This window comes from Bradyrhizobium sp. LeoA1Lang (genome assembly GCF_055413685.1).
Genome location: NZ_JBVAPG010000027.1, coordinates 19,584 through 35,803, shown reverse-complemented (window position 1 = coordinate 35,803; position 16,220 = coordinate 19,584). Strand labels below are relative to the sequence as shown.

Genomic DNA, 16,220 nt, shown 5'->3' with positions numbered 1-16,220 from the left:
CGTTCGATGCGCTGCCCGAGTTGCAACAGTCTGGATACGCAGGTCAAGGACTCGCGTCCGACCGAGGATTCGGCTGTGATCCGGCGGCGGCGCGTCTGCATCACCTGCAATTTCCGCTTCACGACATTTGAGCGGGTGCAGCTTCGCGAGCTGACGGTGATCAAGCGCAACGGCCGCCGCGTTCCGTTCGACCGCGACAAGCTGGTGCGCTCGCTGCAGATCTCGTTGCGCAAGCGGCCGGTGGAAACCGAACGTTTGGAGAAGATGGTGTCCACCATCGTGCGGGAGCTCGAAAGCAGCGGCGAGGCCGAGGTTTCCTCCGAGGCCATCGGCGAGATCGTGATGGAGCATCTGCGCCAGCTCGACGACGTCGCCTATGTCCGCTTCGCTTCCGTCTACCGCAACTTCCGCGAAGCCAAGGATTTCGAGGCGGTGCTCGGCGAGCTCACTAGCGAAGACGACCCGCGCATCGCACAGTTCCGCAAATGATCTTCCGCATCCTGGAAGACAAGCTCGCCGCAGAAGCCAAACAGTCGAAAGCCGCCGATCTGCGGTTCATGCAGCTCGCGCTGACGCTCGGCCGGCGCGGGCAGGGCCGCACCTGGCCGAATCCGGCGGTCGGCGCGGTCGTGGTCAAGGATGGCGTCATTGTTGGGCGTGGCTGGACGCAAGCAGGCGGCCGGCCGCATGCCGAGCCGGAGGCGTTGCGGCGCGCGGGCGAAGCGGCGCGCGGCGCCACGCTCTATGTGACGCTCGAGCCATGCTCGCATTTCGGCCGCTCGCCACCCTGCGCCGACGCGGTGATTGCCGCGGGCATCGCGCGCGTGGTGTCGGCGATCGAGGACCCCAATACTGATGTCGGCGGCCAGGGCCATGCACGGTTGCGCGCGGCGGGCATCGCTGTCGATGTCGGGCTGTGCGCGGAGGAGGCGGCGCGGGACCATGCCGGTCATTTCCGCCGTGTCCGCGACAAGCGTCCGCATGTGCTGCTCAAGCTCGCGGTCTCCGCCGACGACAAGATCGGCGCTGCCGGCCACCGCCCGGTGGCGATCACGGGAGACGTGGTCCGGTTGCGGGTGCATCTGCTCCGCGCGCAGAGCGATGCGATCCTGATCGGGATCGGCACGGCGCTGGCCGACGATCCGGTGTTGACCTGCCGCCTGCCGGGCATGGAGGCGCGTTCGCCGGTGCGGGTGGTGCTGGACCGCGCGCTGCGCCTGCCGGGCGACAGCCGCCTGGTGCATTCGGCGCGCGAAACGCCGTTATGGGTGATGACCTCGGAGCTTGCCGAAGCGCCGGCTGCGATGAAGCTGGGTGCCGCCGGTGCCCAGGTGATCCGGGTGGCGGACACGGTCTCGCCGCCGGGACTCGATCTGCTCGCGGTGCTGCATGCGCTCGCCGAGAAGGGCATCACGAAAGTGATGGTCGAGGGCGGGGCGCGGGTGGCGTCATCCTTCGTTGCGGCTGACCTGGTCGACGAAGCCTGGCTGTTGCGCGCGCCGGAGGCGGTCGGCGCCGACGGCGTGCCCGCGCTGGACGCATTGCCGCTCGCCGCCCTCACGCAGTCGCCGGCCTTCAAGGTTCGTGCTAGCGAAACGCTCGGAAAAGATACTTTGACAATCTACGATCGCGCCTAGCGCTGTGTCCGCGCGTCATGCCCGGGCTTGACCCGGGCATCCACGCCTTGGCCACTGGCGACGAAGCAAGACGTGGATGGCCGGGTCAAGCCCGGCCATGACGACGACTGAAAGGGTTTGATGTGTTCACGGGCATAGTCACGGATGTCGGCGAGATCACCAGCCTGACACCCACGGCGCAGGGGCAGTTGCACCGGCTGCGGATCGCCTGCCGTTACGATCGCGCGACCATCGCCGATGGCGCCTCGATCGCCTGCAATGGCGTGTGCCTGACCGTGGTCGCCTCCGGCGTTGAGGGCGGCAGGACCTGGTTCGACGTCGATGCCGCCGCGGAAACGCTTGGCATGACCACGGCGAAGCACTGGGGCGTCGGAACCCGGCTCAATCTCGAGCGCGCGCTGAAGATCGGCGACGAACTCGGCGGCCATATCGTGGCAGGCCATGCCGATGGCATCGCTACCATCGTCTCGCGCGAAGATCTGCCTGATATGGCGCGGTTCGTGCTCCGAACCACGCGCGATTTGGCGCGTTTCATCGCGGTCAAAGGCTCGATCACGCTGGATGGTGTGTCGTTGACGGTGAATACGGTCGATGACGTCACATTTTCGGTGCTGATCATCCCGCATACTCTCACGGTCACGACGATCGGCGGCTGGCGCGCAGGCAGCGAGGTCAATATCGAAGTGGATCTGATGGCCCGCTACGCGGCGCGGCTGACAGAGATGAAGTAGCAGATCACCGTCATGCCCGGGCCTGACCCGGGCATCCACGTCTTGTCCGCTTGCGGTGAGAAAGATCGTGGATGGCCGGGACGAGCCCGGCCATGACGGAGCAAGAAACCGCCAGCTTTGGCTTGGCTAGAACCTCTATGGCGACTACAAGCGCGCCAACGTTGACAGTCAACATTGCAAGACATTGACTATCAGCATGACGAAACGGATTGAAGAATGGCAGACGCACGGCGTGCACCGCTGAAGGACCAGACCGACATTTCCGGCGCGCGTGCGCTGATCGTCGAGGCGCGGTTCTATGACGATATTCAGGATGCGCTTCTGGAAGGCGCGGTCACGGAATTGAAGGCCGCTGGCGTCGGCTACGACGTCATCACGGTTCCCGGCGCGCTGGAAATTCCGGCGGCGATCGCGATCGCGATCGATGCTGCGGAGAAGAACGGCAAGCCCTATGACGCGGCGGTTGCGCTCGGCTGCGTGGTGCGTGGCGAGACCATCCATTTCGAGATCGTGTCGATGGAGTCGTCGCGCGGCCTGATGGACCTCGCCGTGAACAGGAAGTTTCCGCTCGGCAACGGCATCATCACCGTCAACACCGAGGAACAGGCCTGGGCACGGGCGCGCGCCAACGACCTGAACAAGGGCGGCGACGCTGCGCGTGCGGCGCTTGCGATGGTGCGCATCAAACGTCGGCTGGCGAAGGGTTGACCATGGCGGACGACAGGAAGCCGGTAAGACCAGCGGACAGGAAGGCCAATCGGCGCGGCGCCGCACGGCTTGCCGCCGTGCAGGCGCTCTACCAGATGGATATCGCCGGCGCCGGACTGAACGACGTGTTGGCGGAGTTCGAGAGCCACTGGCTCGGCAACGAGGTCGAAGGCGAGACGTATCTGCCGGCGGAAGCGGCGTTTTTCCGTGACGTGGTATCGGGTGTGGTGCGCGACCAGGCCAGGCTCGATCCGCTGATCGACGAGGCGCTGTCCAAGGGGTGGCCGCTGAAGCGGATCGATGCGATCCTGCGCGCGGTGCTGCGGGCGGGCTCCTACGAACTGGAGCATCGCAAGGACGTGCCGGGCCGCGTGGTCGTCTCCGAATATGTCGATGTCGCGCACGCGTTTGTGGAGAAGGACGAGACCGGCATGGTGAATGCGGTGCTCGACCAGATCGCCCGGCAGTTCCGGGCCGATGAGTTCGTGCGCAGCTAGCCCACACATTCCGCCGTCATCATCCGCGAGGGCGGGTGATCCAGTAAACGGCGGCGGTTGTGGTTGACGACGGGCGCTGCGGAATACTGGATCGCCCGGTCAAGCCGGGCGAGGACGGCTGAGGAGACTTCGGGCGGCATGGCAAGCGGACCGAGCAATCCATCCGGCGAGGACTCGCTGATCGCGCGATACTTCAAGCCGCTCGCGAAGGACCCGGGCGCTTTCAATCTCGATGACGATGCGGCGGCGTTGCGGGCAGGCGGCGATGATATCGTCGTCACAACCGATGCGATCGTCGAGGGCGTGCATTTCCTCACCCAGGATCCGCCGGCGACGCTGGCGCGCAAGGCGCTGCGGGTCAATCTCTCCGATCTGGCGGCCAAGGGGGCAGTCCCTGCCGGCTTCGTGCTGACGCTGGCGCTGCGTGGCGCTGACGATGCCTGGCTGAAACCGTTCGCGCAGGCGCTTGGCCAGGATGCCGCGCAATTCGGCTGTCCGCTGCTCGGCGGCGACACGGTCTCAACGCCGGGGCCGGCGATGATCTCGGTCACGGCGTTCGGGCGCGTGCCGCAGGGCAAGATGATCCACCGTAGAGGCGCGCGGGCAGGGGACCGCGTCGTGGTCACCGGCACGATCGGCGATGCCGCGCTTGGCCTCAACCTGCTGAAGGCCGGGCCTGTTGCCTCAGTGCTTGCGAACGACGATGCCGCCCGCGAGATGCTGACCGGCCGCTACCGCGTGCCGCAGCCGCGCAATGCGCTCGCCAAGGCGGTGCGCGACTACGCCAGTGCTGCGATGGATGTGTCCGACGGGCTCGCCGGCGATCTCGCAAAGCTCTGTGCGGCTTCCGCCGTCTCGGCCGTGATCGACGTCCAGAGCATTCCACTCTCGTCGCCGGCCGCCGCGCTGGTTGCACGCAACGTCGTCGGTATCGAGGCCCTGATCTCGGGCGGCGATGACTACGAGATCCTCTGCGCGATCCCCGGCGATCGCATGGCGGCCTTCGTGCAAGAGGCCAAGCGCACAGGCGTTGCCGTGACTGCGATCGGCGGCATCATCGCAGGCTCCGCACCCCCCAGCTTCCTCGACGCACAGGGCCGGGAGCTGGCCCTCAAGCGGCTGTCCTACAGCCATTTCTAGAATTGGCCGAGAAAGCCGCTCCTCAGACTAATTAGCTGCCCAAATCGTCCCGTTTTGATTGCCGGCGGCGTTGCGCTGCGAAAGCGATTTTGGCAAGGTCTTGGCCGATTGTGGCTACCCTTTTGGGCAGGGTGGACCGCTTAATAAGCGCCTGCCGCATCCCGCGGAAAAAACAAGGGCGTGGGGATACATCAAGGATCTGAGGCAGAATTCAAATGACAGCATTATGGTTGATCGTGCTCTGCGGGGTACTTTCCATTGTCTACGCGATCTGGGCTACCTCTTCCGTTCTGAACGCTGATGCGGGCAGCCCGCGCATGCAGGAGATCGCCGCGGCGGTGCGCGAAGGCGCACAGGCGTATCTGCGGCGCCAGTACACCACGATCGGCATCGTCGGCGTCGTGATCTTCATCCTGCTGGCCTACTTCCTCGGCACCCTGGTCGCGATCGGCTTTGCGATTGGTGCGATCCTGTCGGGCGCCGCGGGCTTCATCGGCATGAACGTCTCGGTCCGCGCCAACGTCCGCACCGCGCAGGCGGCGACGAAGTCGCTCGCCGGCGGCTTGGAGCTGGCCTTCAAGGCGGGCGCGATCACCGGCCTCCTGGTCGCCGGTCTCGCGCTGCTCGGCGTCACCATCTATTTCGCCTACCTGACCAAGGTCGTCGGGTTGGCGGCGGATAGCCGCACCGTGATCGACGCCATGGTGGCGCTCGGCTTCGGCGCCTCGCTGATCTCGATCTTCGCCCGTCTCGGCGGCGGCATCTTCACCAAGGGCGCCGACGTGGGCGGCGACCTGGTCGGCAAGGTCGAGGCCGGCATCCCCGAGGACGATCCGCGCAACCCGGCGACCATCGCGGACAATGTCGGCGACAATGTCGGCGACTGCGCCGGCATGGCGGCCGACCTGTTCGAGACCTACGCGGTGACCGCGGTCGCCACCATGGTGCTGGCGGCGATCTTCTTTGCGAAATCGCCGATCCTGGTGGACATGATGACGCTGCCGCTCGCGATCGGCGGCGTCTGCATCATCACCTCGATCATAGGCACCTTCTTCGTCAAGCTCGGAGCCAGCCAGTCGATCATGGGCGCGCTCTACAAGGGCCTGATCGCGACCGGCATCCTGTCGCTGATCGGCATCGCCGGCGTGATCTACACCCTGATCGGCTTCGACAAGCTGCCGGGCGTCGACTATTCCGGCATGTCGCTGTTCCAATGCGGCGTGGTCGGCCTCATCGTCACTGCACTGATCATCTGGATCACCGAATACTATACCGGCACCGACTATCGCCCGGTGAAGTCGATCGCCGCCGCCTCGGTGACCGGCCACGGCACCAACGTGATCCAGGGGCTTGCGATCTCGATGGAGGCGACCGCGCTGCCGGCCATGGTCATCATCGCCGGCATTCTCATCACCTACAGCCTGGCTGGCCTGTTCGGGATTGCGATCGCGACTGCGACCATGTTGGCGCTGGCCGGCATGATCGTCGCGCTCGACGCCTTCGGTCCGGTCACCGACAACGCCGGCGGCATCGCCGAGATGGCGGGGTTGCCGAAGGAGGTGCGCAAATCGACCGACGCGCTGGACGCGGTCGGCAACACCACCAAGGCGGTGACGAAGGGCTATGCGATCGGCTCTGCCGGTCTCGGTGCGCTGGTGCTGTTTGCGGCCTATAACCAGGACCTCAAATTCTTCATCAGCGACTCCGCCAACCATACCTATTTCGCTGGCGTCAATCCGGACTTCTCGCTCAACAACCCCTATGTGGTGGTCGGCCTGTTGTTCGGCGGCCTGCTGCCCTATCTGTTCGGTGCGATGGGCATGACCGCGGTCGGCCGCGCGGCCGGCGCGATCGTCGAAGAGGTGCGGCGCCAGTTCCGCGAGAAGCCCGGCATCATGCAGGGCACCGACAAGCCGGATTACGGCAAGGCGGTTGACCTCCTGACCAAGGCGGCGATCAAGGAGATGATCATCCCGTCGCTGCTGCCGGTGCTGTCGCCGATCGTGGTCTACTTCCTGATCTACGCGATTGCGGGCGGCGGCGCGGCCGGCAAGTCGGCGGCGTTCTCCGCCGTTGGCGCGATGCTGCTCGGCGTCATCGTCACCGGCCTGTTCGTGGCGATCTCCATGACCTCAGGCGGCGGCGCCTGGGACAACGCCAAGAAATACATCGAGGACGGCCATTATGGCGGCAAGGGCTCCGATGCTCACAAGTCCGCGGTGACGGGCGATACCGTCGGTGATCCCTACAAGGATACGGCGGGCCCGGCGGTCAACCCGATGATCAAGATCACCAACATCGTGGCGCTGCTGCTGCTGGCGATCCTGGCGCACTGATCGCTGCGTGACGCGAATGTAAAACCCCGCGGCACCAGCCGCGGGGTTTTTGTTTGGCGATACGGGCGGCTCTCTCTCAACGCGTCATTGCGAGCGAAGCGAAGCAATCCACGCCTCCGCAAGCAGCGCTATGGATTGCTTCGCTTCGCTCGCAATGACGGCGGTGGAGTTATTTCACCTCCATCTGCAGGCCTTCCTTCTCGATGATGGCGGCGAACTTCTTCGTCTCGGCGTCGACGAAATCGGTGAATTGCTGCGGCGTGCCGTGGTCGGGGCGGGCGCCCATGCCGGCGATGTTCTTCTTGACGTCGTCGCGCTCCAGCATCGCCTTCACCTGGCGGTTGAGCTCGTCCACGATCGGGGCAGGCGAGGTCTTGGGCAGGAACACGCCGAACCAGGAGGAGACTTCGAATTTCGATAACTCCGGCGCGCTCTCGCGCATGGTCGGCAGTTTTGGCGCGGCATCGCTGCGCTCGGCGGTGGTGACGCAGAGCCCGTTGAGCTTGCCGTCCAGCACCTGCGGCAGCGACGGATAGAGATTGTCGAACAGGATCTGGATGTCACCGGCAAGCCCCGCCTGCAGCGCGGGGCCGGCGCCGCGGAACGGCACATGGGTCATCTTGAGACCAGTGAGCTGCAGGAACCAGGCGCCGGTCAGATGCGGGCTCTGGCCGGTCCCGGACGAGCCATAGGTGAGCTTGTCCGGATTGGCCTTGAGGTACGCGATCAGCTCGGGGATCGACTTGATGCCGGTCGAGGGATGGGCCGAGACGATGTTCGGGATCCGGATCATGTTGGAGACCGGCTGCAACTGATCCTTCTGGTAGGTGAGGTTCTTGAAGATCGAATAGGCGATCGCATTCGGCCCGGGATTGCCGATCAGGATGGTGTGGCCGTCGCCCTTGTTGCGGAGGACTTCGGCGGTGCCGATGGTGCCGCCGGCGCCCGAGCGGTTCTCCACGATTGCCGACTGTCCCCAGGCGGTCTGCAGATGCGCCGCGAGCAGGCGGCCCATCACGTCGGTCGAGCCGCCGGCGGCGGCCGGTACAATCAGGCGGACGGTCTCGGTCGGCCGCCAGTCGCCGGCGCCTAAGCTCGCGCGCGGCAGGATGGCGGCGGCCGAGACGGCGGCGGTGCCCGTCAGCAGGCGGCGGCGGGAAAGCAAGGTTCGGCTCACGTGTTCGCTCCCTGATTTGATCTTGTTTTCAGGGAGCGTAGGGGACCGCAGGGCGGTCCGGCAAGCGAGGAGTTAAGCGGCGACTTGGCGCAGCGGGCCGATGGTTAGTTGAAGCTCAAGAGCTTGAACAGCGGCGTCAGGTAGCTGAGCTCCTGGCCCGAGGTCGGCGTGGTGCGGCTGACGAAGTCGAAGATCTTGCCGTCCTGCAGGCCGTAATTGGCGATGCGGCGGACGGTGCGGTTCTTGTCGAAATAAACGGCGATCACGCGCTGGTCGACCACCCGCTGGTTCATGAAGGCGACTGGGCGCTCGGTGCGCTGGGAGATGTAATAGAACACCTCGCCGTCCAGCGTGGCCACCGTCGACGGCGTGCCCATCACGATCAGCACCTGGTCCTGGCTCGCGCCGATCGGGATCTGCTCGAGCGCGCCCTGCGGCAGGATGTAGCCCTTCTGGAATTGCTCGCCGGTGCAGGCGGCAAGCAGCGCGCAGACGAGGCCGATGGCCGCCGCGGCGCGGCAGCGTGCTAGCACACCGCGTGAGAAGGACACGCGTGGGCTGGTCTTGTTGGCTTCGGTCATCGGCGGAACTGATCCGTCCCCTTGCGTCGCGCGAGGCGTTGACGTACCGGGCACGGCTGAGGATTGCAACAGAAGCGGGCGCTTTGGGCCCGCGGGCGGAACCCACAATGCTTTGGCCGTTCAATCAATTCAAGAAACCCCGGCTACTCCCGAGCGGCACCATTGAGACCATCTATGGCATGATCGTGACGCAGGCGCGAGAACCGGTGTTTTACCGACAGTTGGCCGTCGCAGACACGGTTAACGGCCGATTCGACCTGCTCTTGATGCATTTGTGGCTGGTGCTGCGGCGCCTGAGGGCAGCGGAGGGCGAATCAGGCCTGTCGCAGGCGCTGTTCGACCGCTTCTGCGAGGACATGGACGACAATCTGCGCGAAATGGGGGTTGGCGACCTCACCGTGCCGAAACGGATGAAGGCGTTCGGCGAGGCCTTCTACGGCCGTTCCGTGGCCTACGACCTTGCGCTCATCGATGGCCATGAGGCGCTGGCAAACGCATTCTGCAAGAATATCTTTGATGGCAAGGACATCGAGAAGGCGCGGCAGCTTGCGACCTATGCCGAGCGGGTAGCGGCCGTGCTGGACCAGCTCGACGCGGCGACCCTGTCGGGCGGATCGTGGAAGTTTCCAGTGCCGGAGCAGGTGGGCGCGGCTCAATGAAAGATACCGAGACAGAGAGGCCGTTTCCTCCGCGCGATCCTTCGCGCGACCCTTGGCGCGCGCTGGTCGCGGTGGCGCAGGTGCCGGAAACCGGCCTGCATCGCGACATCGAGGCCGATCCGCGCCAGCGCCAGGCATTGGCCGATATCGCGAGCCTGCGCGAGGTGCTTTCGGCTGAGGCGTCGTTCGACGTCACGCCGAAGAGCGGCGGCCGCTTCCATGTCGTGGGCTCCGTGCGCGCCCGGGTTGGCCAGACCTGCGTGGTGACGCTCGAGGAGATCGAGAACGACATCGACGAGGACATCGACCTGATCTTCGCCCCGCCGGAGCAGATCCCGCAGATGGCCGCGCTGGCCGAGGAGGCCGAACGCAGCGAAGCTGAGATACCCGACCCGCCGGAACCGATCGAGAACGGCATGATCGATCTCGGCCGGCTCGCCACCGACGCGCTGTTCCTCGCGATTGATGCCTATCCGCGCAAGGCGGATGCCGTGTTCGAGCCGGTGGTCGAGGCCGCCGACCCCGAGGACCACCCGTTTGCAGCGCTGAAAGCGCTGCAAGCCGCGCCAAAAACCCCCGGTGGGAACAAGCCGAAAGGGAAATCCAACGGGAAATAGGCTCCGGTTAAAGTGGATTATGAGAGCGAACCATCGCGCGAAGTCGATCCGTTGCGTTCTCATAAATCTGAGATAAGATATTGAATAATTTGAAATATCCTCCGTCGACGCCTCCGCGTTCCTGCAACCCTGAGCCGGCCGGCAAAGCATGGTGAAGAGGTTGTGTCAGAATGGGGACAGGTTATTGTCGCGGCCCAGCCGGGCGCGCCGTTGCCTCCGGCCGTACATCGCTTGCGCGATGGACATCGCTGACCGCGACAGACATCGCTGACCGCGATAGACATCGCTGATGGCGGTGGCTTTCAAACGGGTGGCTGGTCCGCTTCAAGGCCGCCGAGAGCAGGTTTCCGGGACGTTCATGCCTAAAAAGGTTCGAATCGCGCTTGACGCCATGGGTGGCGATGACGGCGCATCGGTCGTCGTCCCCGGCGCCGCCATCTCGTTGAGCCGGCATCCTGACACCGAATTCCTGCTGTTTGGCGACAGCAAGCTGATCGAGCCGGAGTTGGCGGCGCATCCGGCCCTGAAGGCGGCCTCGCGCGTGATCCACACCGACGTCGCGATCAGCAACGATGAGAAGCCGAGTCAGGCGCTCAGGCGCGGCCGCAAGACGTCCTCGATGTGGCTTGCGATCGACGCGGTGAAACAGGGCGAGGCCGATGTCGCGATCTCCGCCGGCAACACCGGTGCGCTGATGGCGATGGCGCGGTTCAATCTGCGCATGCTGCCGGGAATCGACCGCCCGGCGATCACGGGGCTTTGGCCGACCGTGCGCGGCGACGCCATCGTGCTCGACCTCGGGGCGACCATCGGCGGCGACGCGCACCACCTGGTGGCGCTGGCCTTGATGGGCAGCGCGATGGCAAGCGTGCGGTTCAATGTGGAGCGGCCGACCGTGGGGCTGCTCAATATCGGCCGCGAAGAGATGAAGGGACATGAGGAGATCCGCGAGGCCGCGGAGCTGTTGCGGGCGATGAACCTGCCGCAACTGAATTATATCGGCTTCGTCGAGAGCGACGGCATCGGCAAGGGCGTCGCCGATGTGGTCGTCACGGAGGGATATGCCGGCAACATCGCGCTGAAGGCGGCCGAGGGCACCGCGCGGCAGATGGAGGGTTTCCTGCGCAACGCCCTGTCCCAGAGCTGGCCCAGGCGGATCGGCTATCTTCTGGCCCGCGGCGCCTTCCGGGCGCTGCGCGACAAGATGGACCCCAACAAGTCCAACGGCGGGGTGCTCCTGGGTCTGAAGGGTTTGGTTGTAAAAAGTCACGGCGGGACGAGCGCCGAAGGCTTTGCCTATGCCGTCGATGTTGGCTATGAGATGGCCCACTACGATCTCCTCACCAAGATCAATCAGATGCTCAACCGCGACGGCAGCGCGCTGGCCTCAGCGCAGACCGCGCAGGAGGCTGTCTCGTGACTGCGATACGATCGGTCGTGCTCGGCTGCGGCTCTTATCTGCCGGAGCGGGTCCTGACCAATGCCGAGCTGGCGACCCGCGTCGATACATCAGACGAGTGGATCGTGCAGCGCACCGGCATCAGGGAGCGGCACATCGCCGCCGAAGGGGAGTTCACCTCCCATCTCGGCATCAACGCCGCGCGTGCGGCGCTGGCGAACGCCGGCCTCGATGCTGAGGATATCGACCTGATCGTGCTCGCGACCTCGACGCCGGACAATACGTTTCCCGCAACCGCGGTCGCGGTGCAGAACGGGCTCGGCATCACCCATGGCGCGGCTTTCGACCTGCAGGCGGTGTGCTCCGGCTTCGTCTTCGCGCTGGCGACCGCCGACAATTTCCTGCGCACCGGCGCCTACAAGCGGGCGCTGGTGATCGGCGCCGAGACCTTCTCGCGCATCCTCGACTGGAGCGACCGCGGCACCTGCGTGCTGTTCGGCGACGGCGCCGGCGCGGTGGTGCTGGAAGCGCAGGAGCAGCCGGGCAAATCGTCCGACCGCGGCGTGCTGACCACGCATCTGCGCTCTGACGGCCGCCACAAGTCGAAGCTGTTCGTCGACGGCGGCCCGGGATCGACGCAGACGGTCGGCCATCTCAGGATGGAGGGCCGCGAGGTGTTCAAGCACGCGGTCGGCATGATCACCGACGTGATCGTCGACGCCTTCAACGCCACCGGCACCAGCGCCGAGGACATCGACTGGTTCATCCCGCATCAGGCCAACAAGCGGATCATCGATGCTTCGGCGCACAAGCTTCATATTGCACCGCAGAAGGTGGTGCTGACGGTCGATCGCCACGGCAACACTTCGGCGGCATCGATTCCCCTGGCGCTATCCGTTGCGGTGAAGGATGGACGCGTGAAGAAAGGCGACCTCGTGCTGTTCGAAGCGATGGGCGGCGGCTTCACCTGGGGCTCGGCGCTCGTCCGCTGGTGAAGCGTGCAATCAGAAAAGACACATCCCTGACGATTTTTGGCAGGCTGCTGCATTATCGCCACTGTTGACCATTGCCTGCTAACCCTCTAATTTCAGGGGACAAATTTTGTTCGCCGAGAGTGCGGGGCAGGCGATGACCGGAACCGGTAAAACAGTCACACGAGTCGATTTGTGCGAGGCGGTCTACCAGAAGGTGGGATTGTCGCGCACGGAATCCTCGGCGTTTGTCGAACTCGTCTTGAAGGAAATCACCGATTGCCTGGAAAAGGGCGAAACGGTGAAGCTGTCGTCCTTCGGCTCCTTCATGGTGCGCAAGAAAGGCCAGCGCATCGGACGCAACCCGAAGACCGGCACCGAAGTGCCGATCTCGCCGCGGCGGGTGATGGTATTCAAGCCGTCGGCGATCCTGAAGCAGCGGATCAACGGCCACCACGGTTCGACCAACGGCGAAGACAAGAGCGGATAATTCCTTCTTGGGCGTGATGGCGTTTCTTCGAATCGTCATCCCGCGCTATCGTTGTTTGAGCGTGATCTCGGCGCGGACGCCTAGCGTTTGTCGCGAGCGCGTTTGTGCGGATCGTACTCCAGGAGAAGGAGCGGGCATTTGGAAAAGGCGCCCGATGCATTCCGTACCATCAGCGAGGTAGCCGACGAGCTCGACATCCCCCAGCACGTGTTGCGTTTCTGGGAGACGCGGTTCGCGCAGATCAAGCCGATGAAGCGTAGCGGCGGCCGCCGCTACTATCGCCCTGACGACGTCGACCTGCTCAAGGGCATCCGCCGCCTGCTGTATGGCGAGGGCTATACGATCCGCGGCGTGCAGCGGATCCTGAAGGAGCACGGCATCAAGTCGGTCCAGGCGATCTCCGACCAGAGCGCGGCGATCTCCTTTGGCGCCGTCGAGGAGGCGATCGGGCAGAGCCTGCGGGAATCCGACGAGGAGGAGGAGACCGCCGGCCACGATAACGATGCCGAGGACGAGGAATTTGATGACGGCAACGCCATCGAGATCGACTACCGCTTCGTCGACCCCGACGAGGACGGCATTCTCGCCCCGTTCAAGGGGCGGCAACCCCCGGCCGCCCAGCCCACGGCGGCAGCCGCACCCGCCCGCGGCATCCCCGCCGCCGACCGCGAACGCCTGCAGCGCGCGCTCCAGGACCTGATCGGTTGCCGGGAGATGCTGGATTCGGCAATGAAGGACGGCGAAGGCCGGTAATCGCGCGGCCGGACCGTCTATGAGGTGGCCGCCGGATGCACCGGCTCGCGATGGATCTCGCGGCCTGACTCGCTGACGACCACGATCGCGAGGTCCGGTTCGGCGGGAGCCTCTTTTCGGAAATGTGCGGCGAGCGTCTTGCTGTATTCGATAGCTTCGGCGTCCGATGAAAACTGCTTCCCGATCCGGTCGCGGATCGGAACACCGTCCTTCCGGTCGAAATAGAAGGTCTGCACGTTAGTTTGCCTCTGATTTTTGTGGCGCAGGCGGGTTGGCGGAAAGGCACACCAAGGCTATGGCGCCGACGGGAACTTTGGCTTGATCTGCCTCAATCTGGGCTGACCGGCTCGAACCGAGCGGGTTTTGGCCGCGGCCATTGCTGCGAGAACCGCGCGAGGGACCGGGCTTGGCGAGCACCATCCGATCGCGCCTTGCGCGAAGCCCTGATCGCAGCTAATGGAACGGCATCGGAGCGTGGCGCAGCCCGGTTAGCGCACTAGTCTGGGAGACTAGGGGTCGAAGGTTCAAATCCTTTCGCTCCGACCATTAAACGGACATCGCGCCGCGTTGGCAGCGGCTAGGCTCAGCCGGGAGAAGCTTAAGGCAGCCGGAAGGAAAGGGCATTACGCCACAATGCCAAATTGCCTGTTGACCGAATCTTAACTTGTTCGTAGTTTGTTCTCTATGCTGAGTATACGGCCGGACGATGACGCTGTGAATACGGGGCAAGCGCGTCTTTCGCCCGCCGACAGCATCGGCGTATGGTCGACCGATGCGCAAGGACCTTCTGAACCCCGAGAAAGCGTTTATTTTCCGGATTTGCCATAAAGGCAACGTCCAGAAGGTCTTAAACGACGGCGGGTGTACATGCGCGAACGCCGCAGGTACCGCGAAGTATGTCGAGATCGGCAATCAAGAGCTGATCGCGAAACGCAAGGCGCACCCGGTACCGTGCGGGCCGGGCGGAACCCTGGGCGATTACGTGCCGTTCTATTTCACGCCGTTCAGTCCCATGCTCTACAACATCAAGACCGGATACAACGGCATCCAGAAGAAGCCTATCGAGGACATCGTGCTTCTGGTTACGTCACTTCACTACCTGACGGAAAAGGGTGTTCCGTTCGTTTTCACCGACAGACACGCCTACCTGAAGCTTGCGCAGTTCTCGAACGATCTAGCGAATCTGAGCTGGATCATCTGGCCGGTGTTGCAGGTAAAGAACTTCAAAAAAGACGACATGGATAAATTCGAGAAATATCAGGCGGAAGCTCTGGTCCATAAGAAAGTGCCGCTGAGCGCGCTGATGGGGATCGCTTGTTACAACGACACAGTAAAGAGTGAGATTGAGAAGCTGTGCGATTCGAAAGGTCAAAAGTTGCAGATTGTCACTCGCCCCGGCTGGTTTCTCTGACATGATCCGCTTTACGCAAGGAAATCTGTTGGACGCCGATGCGCAGGCCCTCGTCAATACCGTGAACACGGTTGGCGTTATGGGCAAGGGCGTCGCTTTGATGTTTAAGGAAGCTTTCCCCGAGAACTTCAAGGCGTACGAAGATGCATGCGGGTCGGAGGAAGTTCAGATTGGCAAAATGTTCGTCACTGAGCGGCGAGGTGAATTGTTCGGCCCCAAGTGGATCGTGAACTTTCCGACAAAGGCCCATTGGCGTTTTCCGTCCAAGATAGAATGGATCACTAAGGGACTCGAAGACTTAAAGCGTGTCATCAAGGAAAAGGGCATCACATCGATTGCCCTGCCTCCCTTGGGAGCTGGCAACGGCGGATTAGCCTGGAAAGATGTACGCCCGAAGATCGAAGCCGCTCTCGGCGAGCTAAACGACGTAGACGTGATCGTTTACGAGCCGACAGCAAAATATCAAAACGTCGCGAAGAGAACTGGCGTGGAAAAGCTAACGCCAACGCGTGCGCTCATAGCCGAGTTGGTTCGGCGATATTCGATCCTCGGGTTTGACTGTACGCTTCTCGAAATACAGAAACTTGGCTACTTCCTTGAGCGCTTCGTCATAAAGTTGAATCTCGACAATCAGATGAAGTTTCAGTTCGCTGCGAGAAAGTTTGGGCCTTATTCGGAAAACCTAAAACACCTTTTGAATGGGCTCGATGGCAGCTACCTGCACTGCGACAAGCGCTTGGGCGACGCTGCTCCCTTTGACGTTATTCATTTCGACGATTCAAAGAAGGATAAGGTAGCAGCTTATCTTACCTCGCCTGACGCCAAGGAATTTCGTGCGGCCCTTGAGAAGACCTCTGAGCTGATTGACGGATTCGAATCTCCGCTCGGAATGGAGCTTCTTTCGACAGTTGATTGGCTTGTCAACGAGGCAGCCGTTGAGCCGAGCGTAAGCGCGGTACGTGAACGGCTCGCTAGTTGGCCGGGAGGAAAGGAGGCAGGCGAGCGGAAGTTGAGGTTGTTCGAAGATCGTATAATTGAGATTGCACTGTCATCGCTTGCCGACGCTGAGCTAATAGCCGCGCCGAGAAAATAGCGTATATCTTCTCGATTGAA

Annotated in this window: 18 protein-coding genes and 1 tRNA gene; 16 read left to right on the top strand and 3 right to left on the bottom strand. The window is 63.5% G+C overall.

Going from position 1 to position 16,220, the window contains the following annotated elements:
* Positions 1-6 precede the first annotated feature (6 nt).
* The 7 genes from nrdR (at position 7) to ACZYOF_RS12320 (ending at position 7,049) form a co-directional block, all read left to right on the top strand.
* The gene (nrdR, locus tag ACZYOF_RS12350; RefSeq protein WP_027580572.1) at positions 7-489 is read left to right on the top strand and encodes a transcriptional regulator NrdR; all 483 of its coding nucleotides are present in this window, start codon (positions 7-9) and stop codon (positions 487-489) included.
* Positions 486-1,637 carry a bifunctional diaminohydroxyphosphoribosylaminopyrimidine deaminase/5-amino-6-(5-phosphoribosylamino)uracil reductase RibD gene (ribD, locus tag ACZYOF_RS12345; protein ID WP_463715916.1) on the top strand — a complete coding sequence of 384 codons (1,152 nt, stop codon included), beginning with the start codon at positions 486-488 and terminating at the stop codon, positions 1,635-1,637. The genes nrdR and ribD overlap by 4 nt, the downstream gene beginning before the upstream one ends.
* Before the next feature lie 122 nt (positions 1,638-1,759).
* The gene (locus tag ACZYOF_RS12340; RefSeq protein ID WP_463715915.1) at positions 1,760-2,368 is read left to right on the top strand and encodes a riboflavin synthase; all 609 of its coding nucleotides are present in this window, start codon (positions 1,760-1,762) and stop codon (positions 2,366-2,368) included.
* Positions 2,369-2,584: 216 nt separating this feature from the next.
* Positions 2,585-3,076: a 6,7-dimethyl-8-ribityllumazine synthase gene (ribH, locus tag ACZYOF_RS12335; protein WP_463715914.1), complete on the top strand. Its 492-nt coding sequence runs from the start codon at positions 2,585-2,587 to the stop codon at positions 3,074-3,076.
* A 2-nt stretch (positions 3,077-3,078) separates the two neighbouring features.
* Positions 3,079-3,573 (top strand): transcription antitermination factor NusB, encoded by a 495-nt coding sequence (nusB, locus tag ACZYOF_RS12330; protein WP_130583507.1) that lies wholly within the window; start codon positions 3,079-3,081, stop codon positions 3,571-3,573.
* A gap of 138 nt (positions 3,574-3,711) precedes the next feature.
* Positions 3,712-4,713: a thiamine-phosphate kinase gene (gene thiL / locus ACZYOF_RS12325; RefSeq protein ID WP_463715913.1), complete on the top strand. Its 1,002-nt coding sequence runs from the start codon at positions 3,712-3,714 to the stop codon at positions 4,711-4,713.
* Positions 4,714-4,928: 215 nt separating this feature from the next.
* Entirely contained in the window at positions 4,929-7,049 is a 2,121-nt protein-coding gene (locus ACZYOF_RS12320; protein ID WP_394568733.1) for a sodium-translocating pyrophosphatase, read from the top strand.
* Between the two features lie 169 nt (positions 7,050-7,218).
* Here ACZYOF_RS12320 and ACZYOF_RS12315 read toward each other — a convergent pair whose 3' ends face one another.
* Positions 7,219-8,226, bottom strand: coding sequence for a Bug family tripartite tricarboxylate transporter substrate binding protein (locus ACZYOF_RS12315; protein ID WP_463715912.1), 1,008 nt, complete (start codon positions 8,224-8,226; stop codon positions 7,219-7,221).
* A gap of 104 nt (positions 8,227-8,330) precedes the next feature.
* Positions 8,331-8,807 carry an outer membrane protein assembly factor BamE gene (locus ACZYOF_RS12310; protein ID WP_028162881.1) on the bottom strand — a complete coding sequence of 159 codons (477 nt, stop codon included), beginning with the start codon at positions 8,805-8,807 and terminating at the stop codon, positions 8,331-8,333.
* A 107-nt stretch (positions 8,808-8,914) separates the two neighbouring features.
* Here ACZYOF_RS12310 and ACZYOF_RS12305 point away from each other — a divergent pair, with 107 nt between their 5' ends.
* The 6 genes from ACZYOF_RS12305 to ACZYOF_RS12280 all read left to right on the top strand — a co-directional run bounded on the left by ACZYOF_RS12305 (position 8,915) and on the right by ACZYOF_RS12280 (position 13,696).
* Positions 8,915-9,466 (top strand): ubiquinol-cytochrome C chaperone family protein, encoded by a 552-nt coding sequence (locus ACZYOF_RS12305; RefSeq protein ID WP_463715911.1) that lies wholly within the window; start codon positions 8,915-8,917, stop codon positions 9,464-9,466.
* The gene (locus ACZYOF_RS12300) at positions 9,463-10,083 is read left to right on the top strand and encodes a YceD family protein (RefSeq protein WP_463715910.1); all 621 of its coding nucleotides are present in this window, start codon (positions 9,463-9,465) and stop codon (positions 10,081-10,083) included. Before ACZYOF_RS12305 ends, ACZYOF_RS12300 begins: the two co-directional genes overlap by 4 nt.
* A 358-nt stretch (positions 10,084-10,441) precedes the next feature.
* A complete protein-coding gene (gene plsX / locus ACZYOF_RS12295) occupies positions 10,442-11,503 on the top strand; it encodes a phosphate acyltransferase PlsX (protein WP_463715909.1) in 1,062 nt (353 codons plus the stop codon).
* Complete coding sequence (locus ACZYOF_RS12290) at positions 11,500-12,477, top strand: beta-ketoacyl-ACP synthase III (RefSeq protein ID WP_130583629.1); 978 nt, start codon at positions 11,500-11,502, stop codon at positions 12,475-12,477. Before plsX ends, ACZYOF_RS12290 begins: the two co-directional genes overlap by 4 nt.
* A gap of 133 nt (positions 12,478-12,610) precedes the next feature.
* Positions 12,611-12,943, top strand: coding sequence for an integration host factor subunit alpha (locus tag ACZYOF_RS12285; protein WP_130583630.1), 333 nt, complete (start codon positions 12,611-12,613; stop codon positions 12,941-12,943).
* A gap of 138 nt (positions 12,944-13,081) precedes the next feature.
* The gene (locus ACZYOF_RS12280) at positions 13,082-13,696 is read left to right on the top strand and encodes a MerR family transcriptional regulator (protein ID WP_130583631.1); all 615 of its coding nucleotides are present in this window, start codon (positions 13,082-13,084) and stop codon (positions 13,694-13,696) included.
* Positions 13,697-13,713: 17 nt separating this feature from the next.
* Here the strand turns inward: ACZYOF_RS12280 and ACZYOF_RS12275 are convergent, their stop codons facing one another.
* Entirely contained in the window at positions 13,714-13,932 is a 219-nt protein-coding gene (locus tag ACZYOF_RS12275) for a DUF6894 family protein (RefSeq protein ID WP_463715908.1), read from the bottom strand.
* 232 nt (positions 13,933-14,164) lie between these two features.
* Between ACZYOF_RS12275 and ACZYOF_RS12270 the strand changes: the two genes are divergently transcribed.
* The 3 genes from ACZYOF_RS12270 (at position 14,165) to darG (ending at position 16,200) form a co-directional block, all read left to right on the top strand.
* Positions 14,165-14,242, top strand: a tRNA-Pro gene (locus ACZYOF_RS12270).
* Between the two features lie 226 nt (positions 14,243-14,468).
* Positions 14,469-15,107, top strand: a complete 639-nt coding sequence (gene darT / locus ACZYOF_RS12265) for a type II toxin-antitoxin system toxin DNA ADP-ribosyl transferase DarT (RefSeq protein WP_463715907.1) — start codon at positions 14,469-14,471, stop codon at positions 15,105-15,107.
* A 1-nt stretch (position 15,108) separates the two neighbouring features.
* The gene (darG, locus tag ACZYOF_RS12260; protein WP_463715906.1) at positions 15,109-16,200 is read left to right on the top strand and encodes a type II toxin-antitoxin system antitoxin DNA ADP-ribosyl glycohydrolase DarG; all 1,092 of its coding nucleotides are present in this window, start codon (positions 15,109-15,111) and stop codon (positions 16,198-16,200) included.
* Positions 16,201-16,220 lie beyond the last annotated feature (20 nt).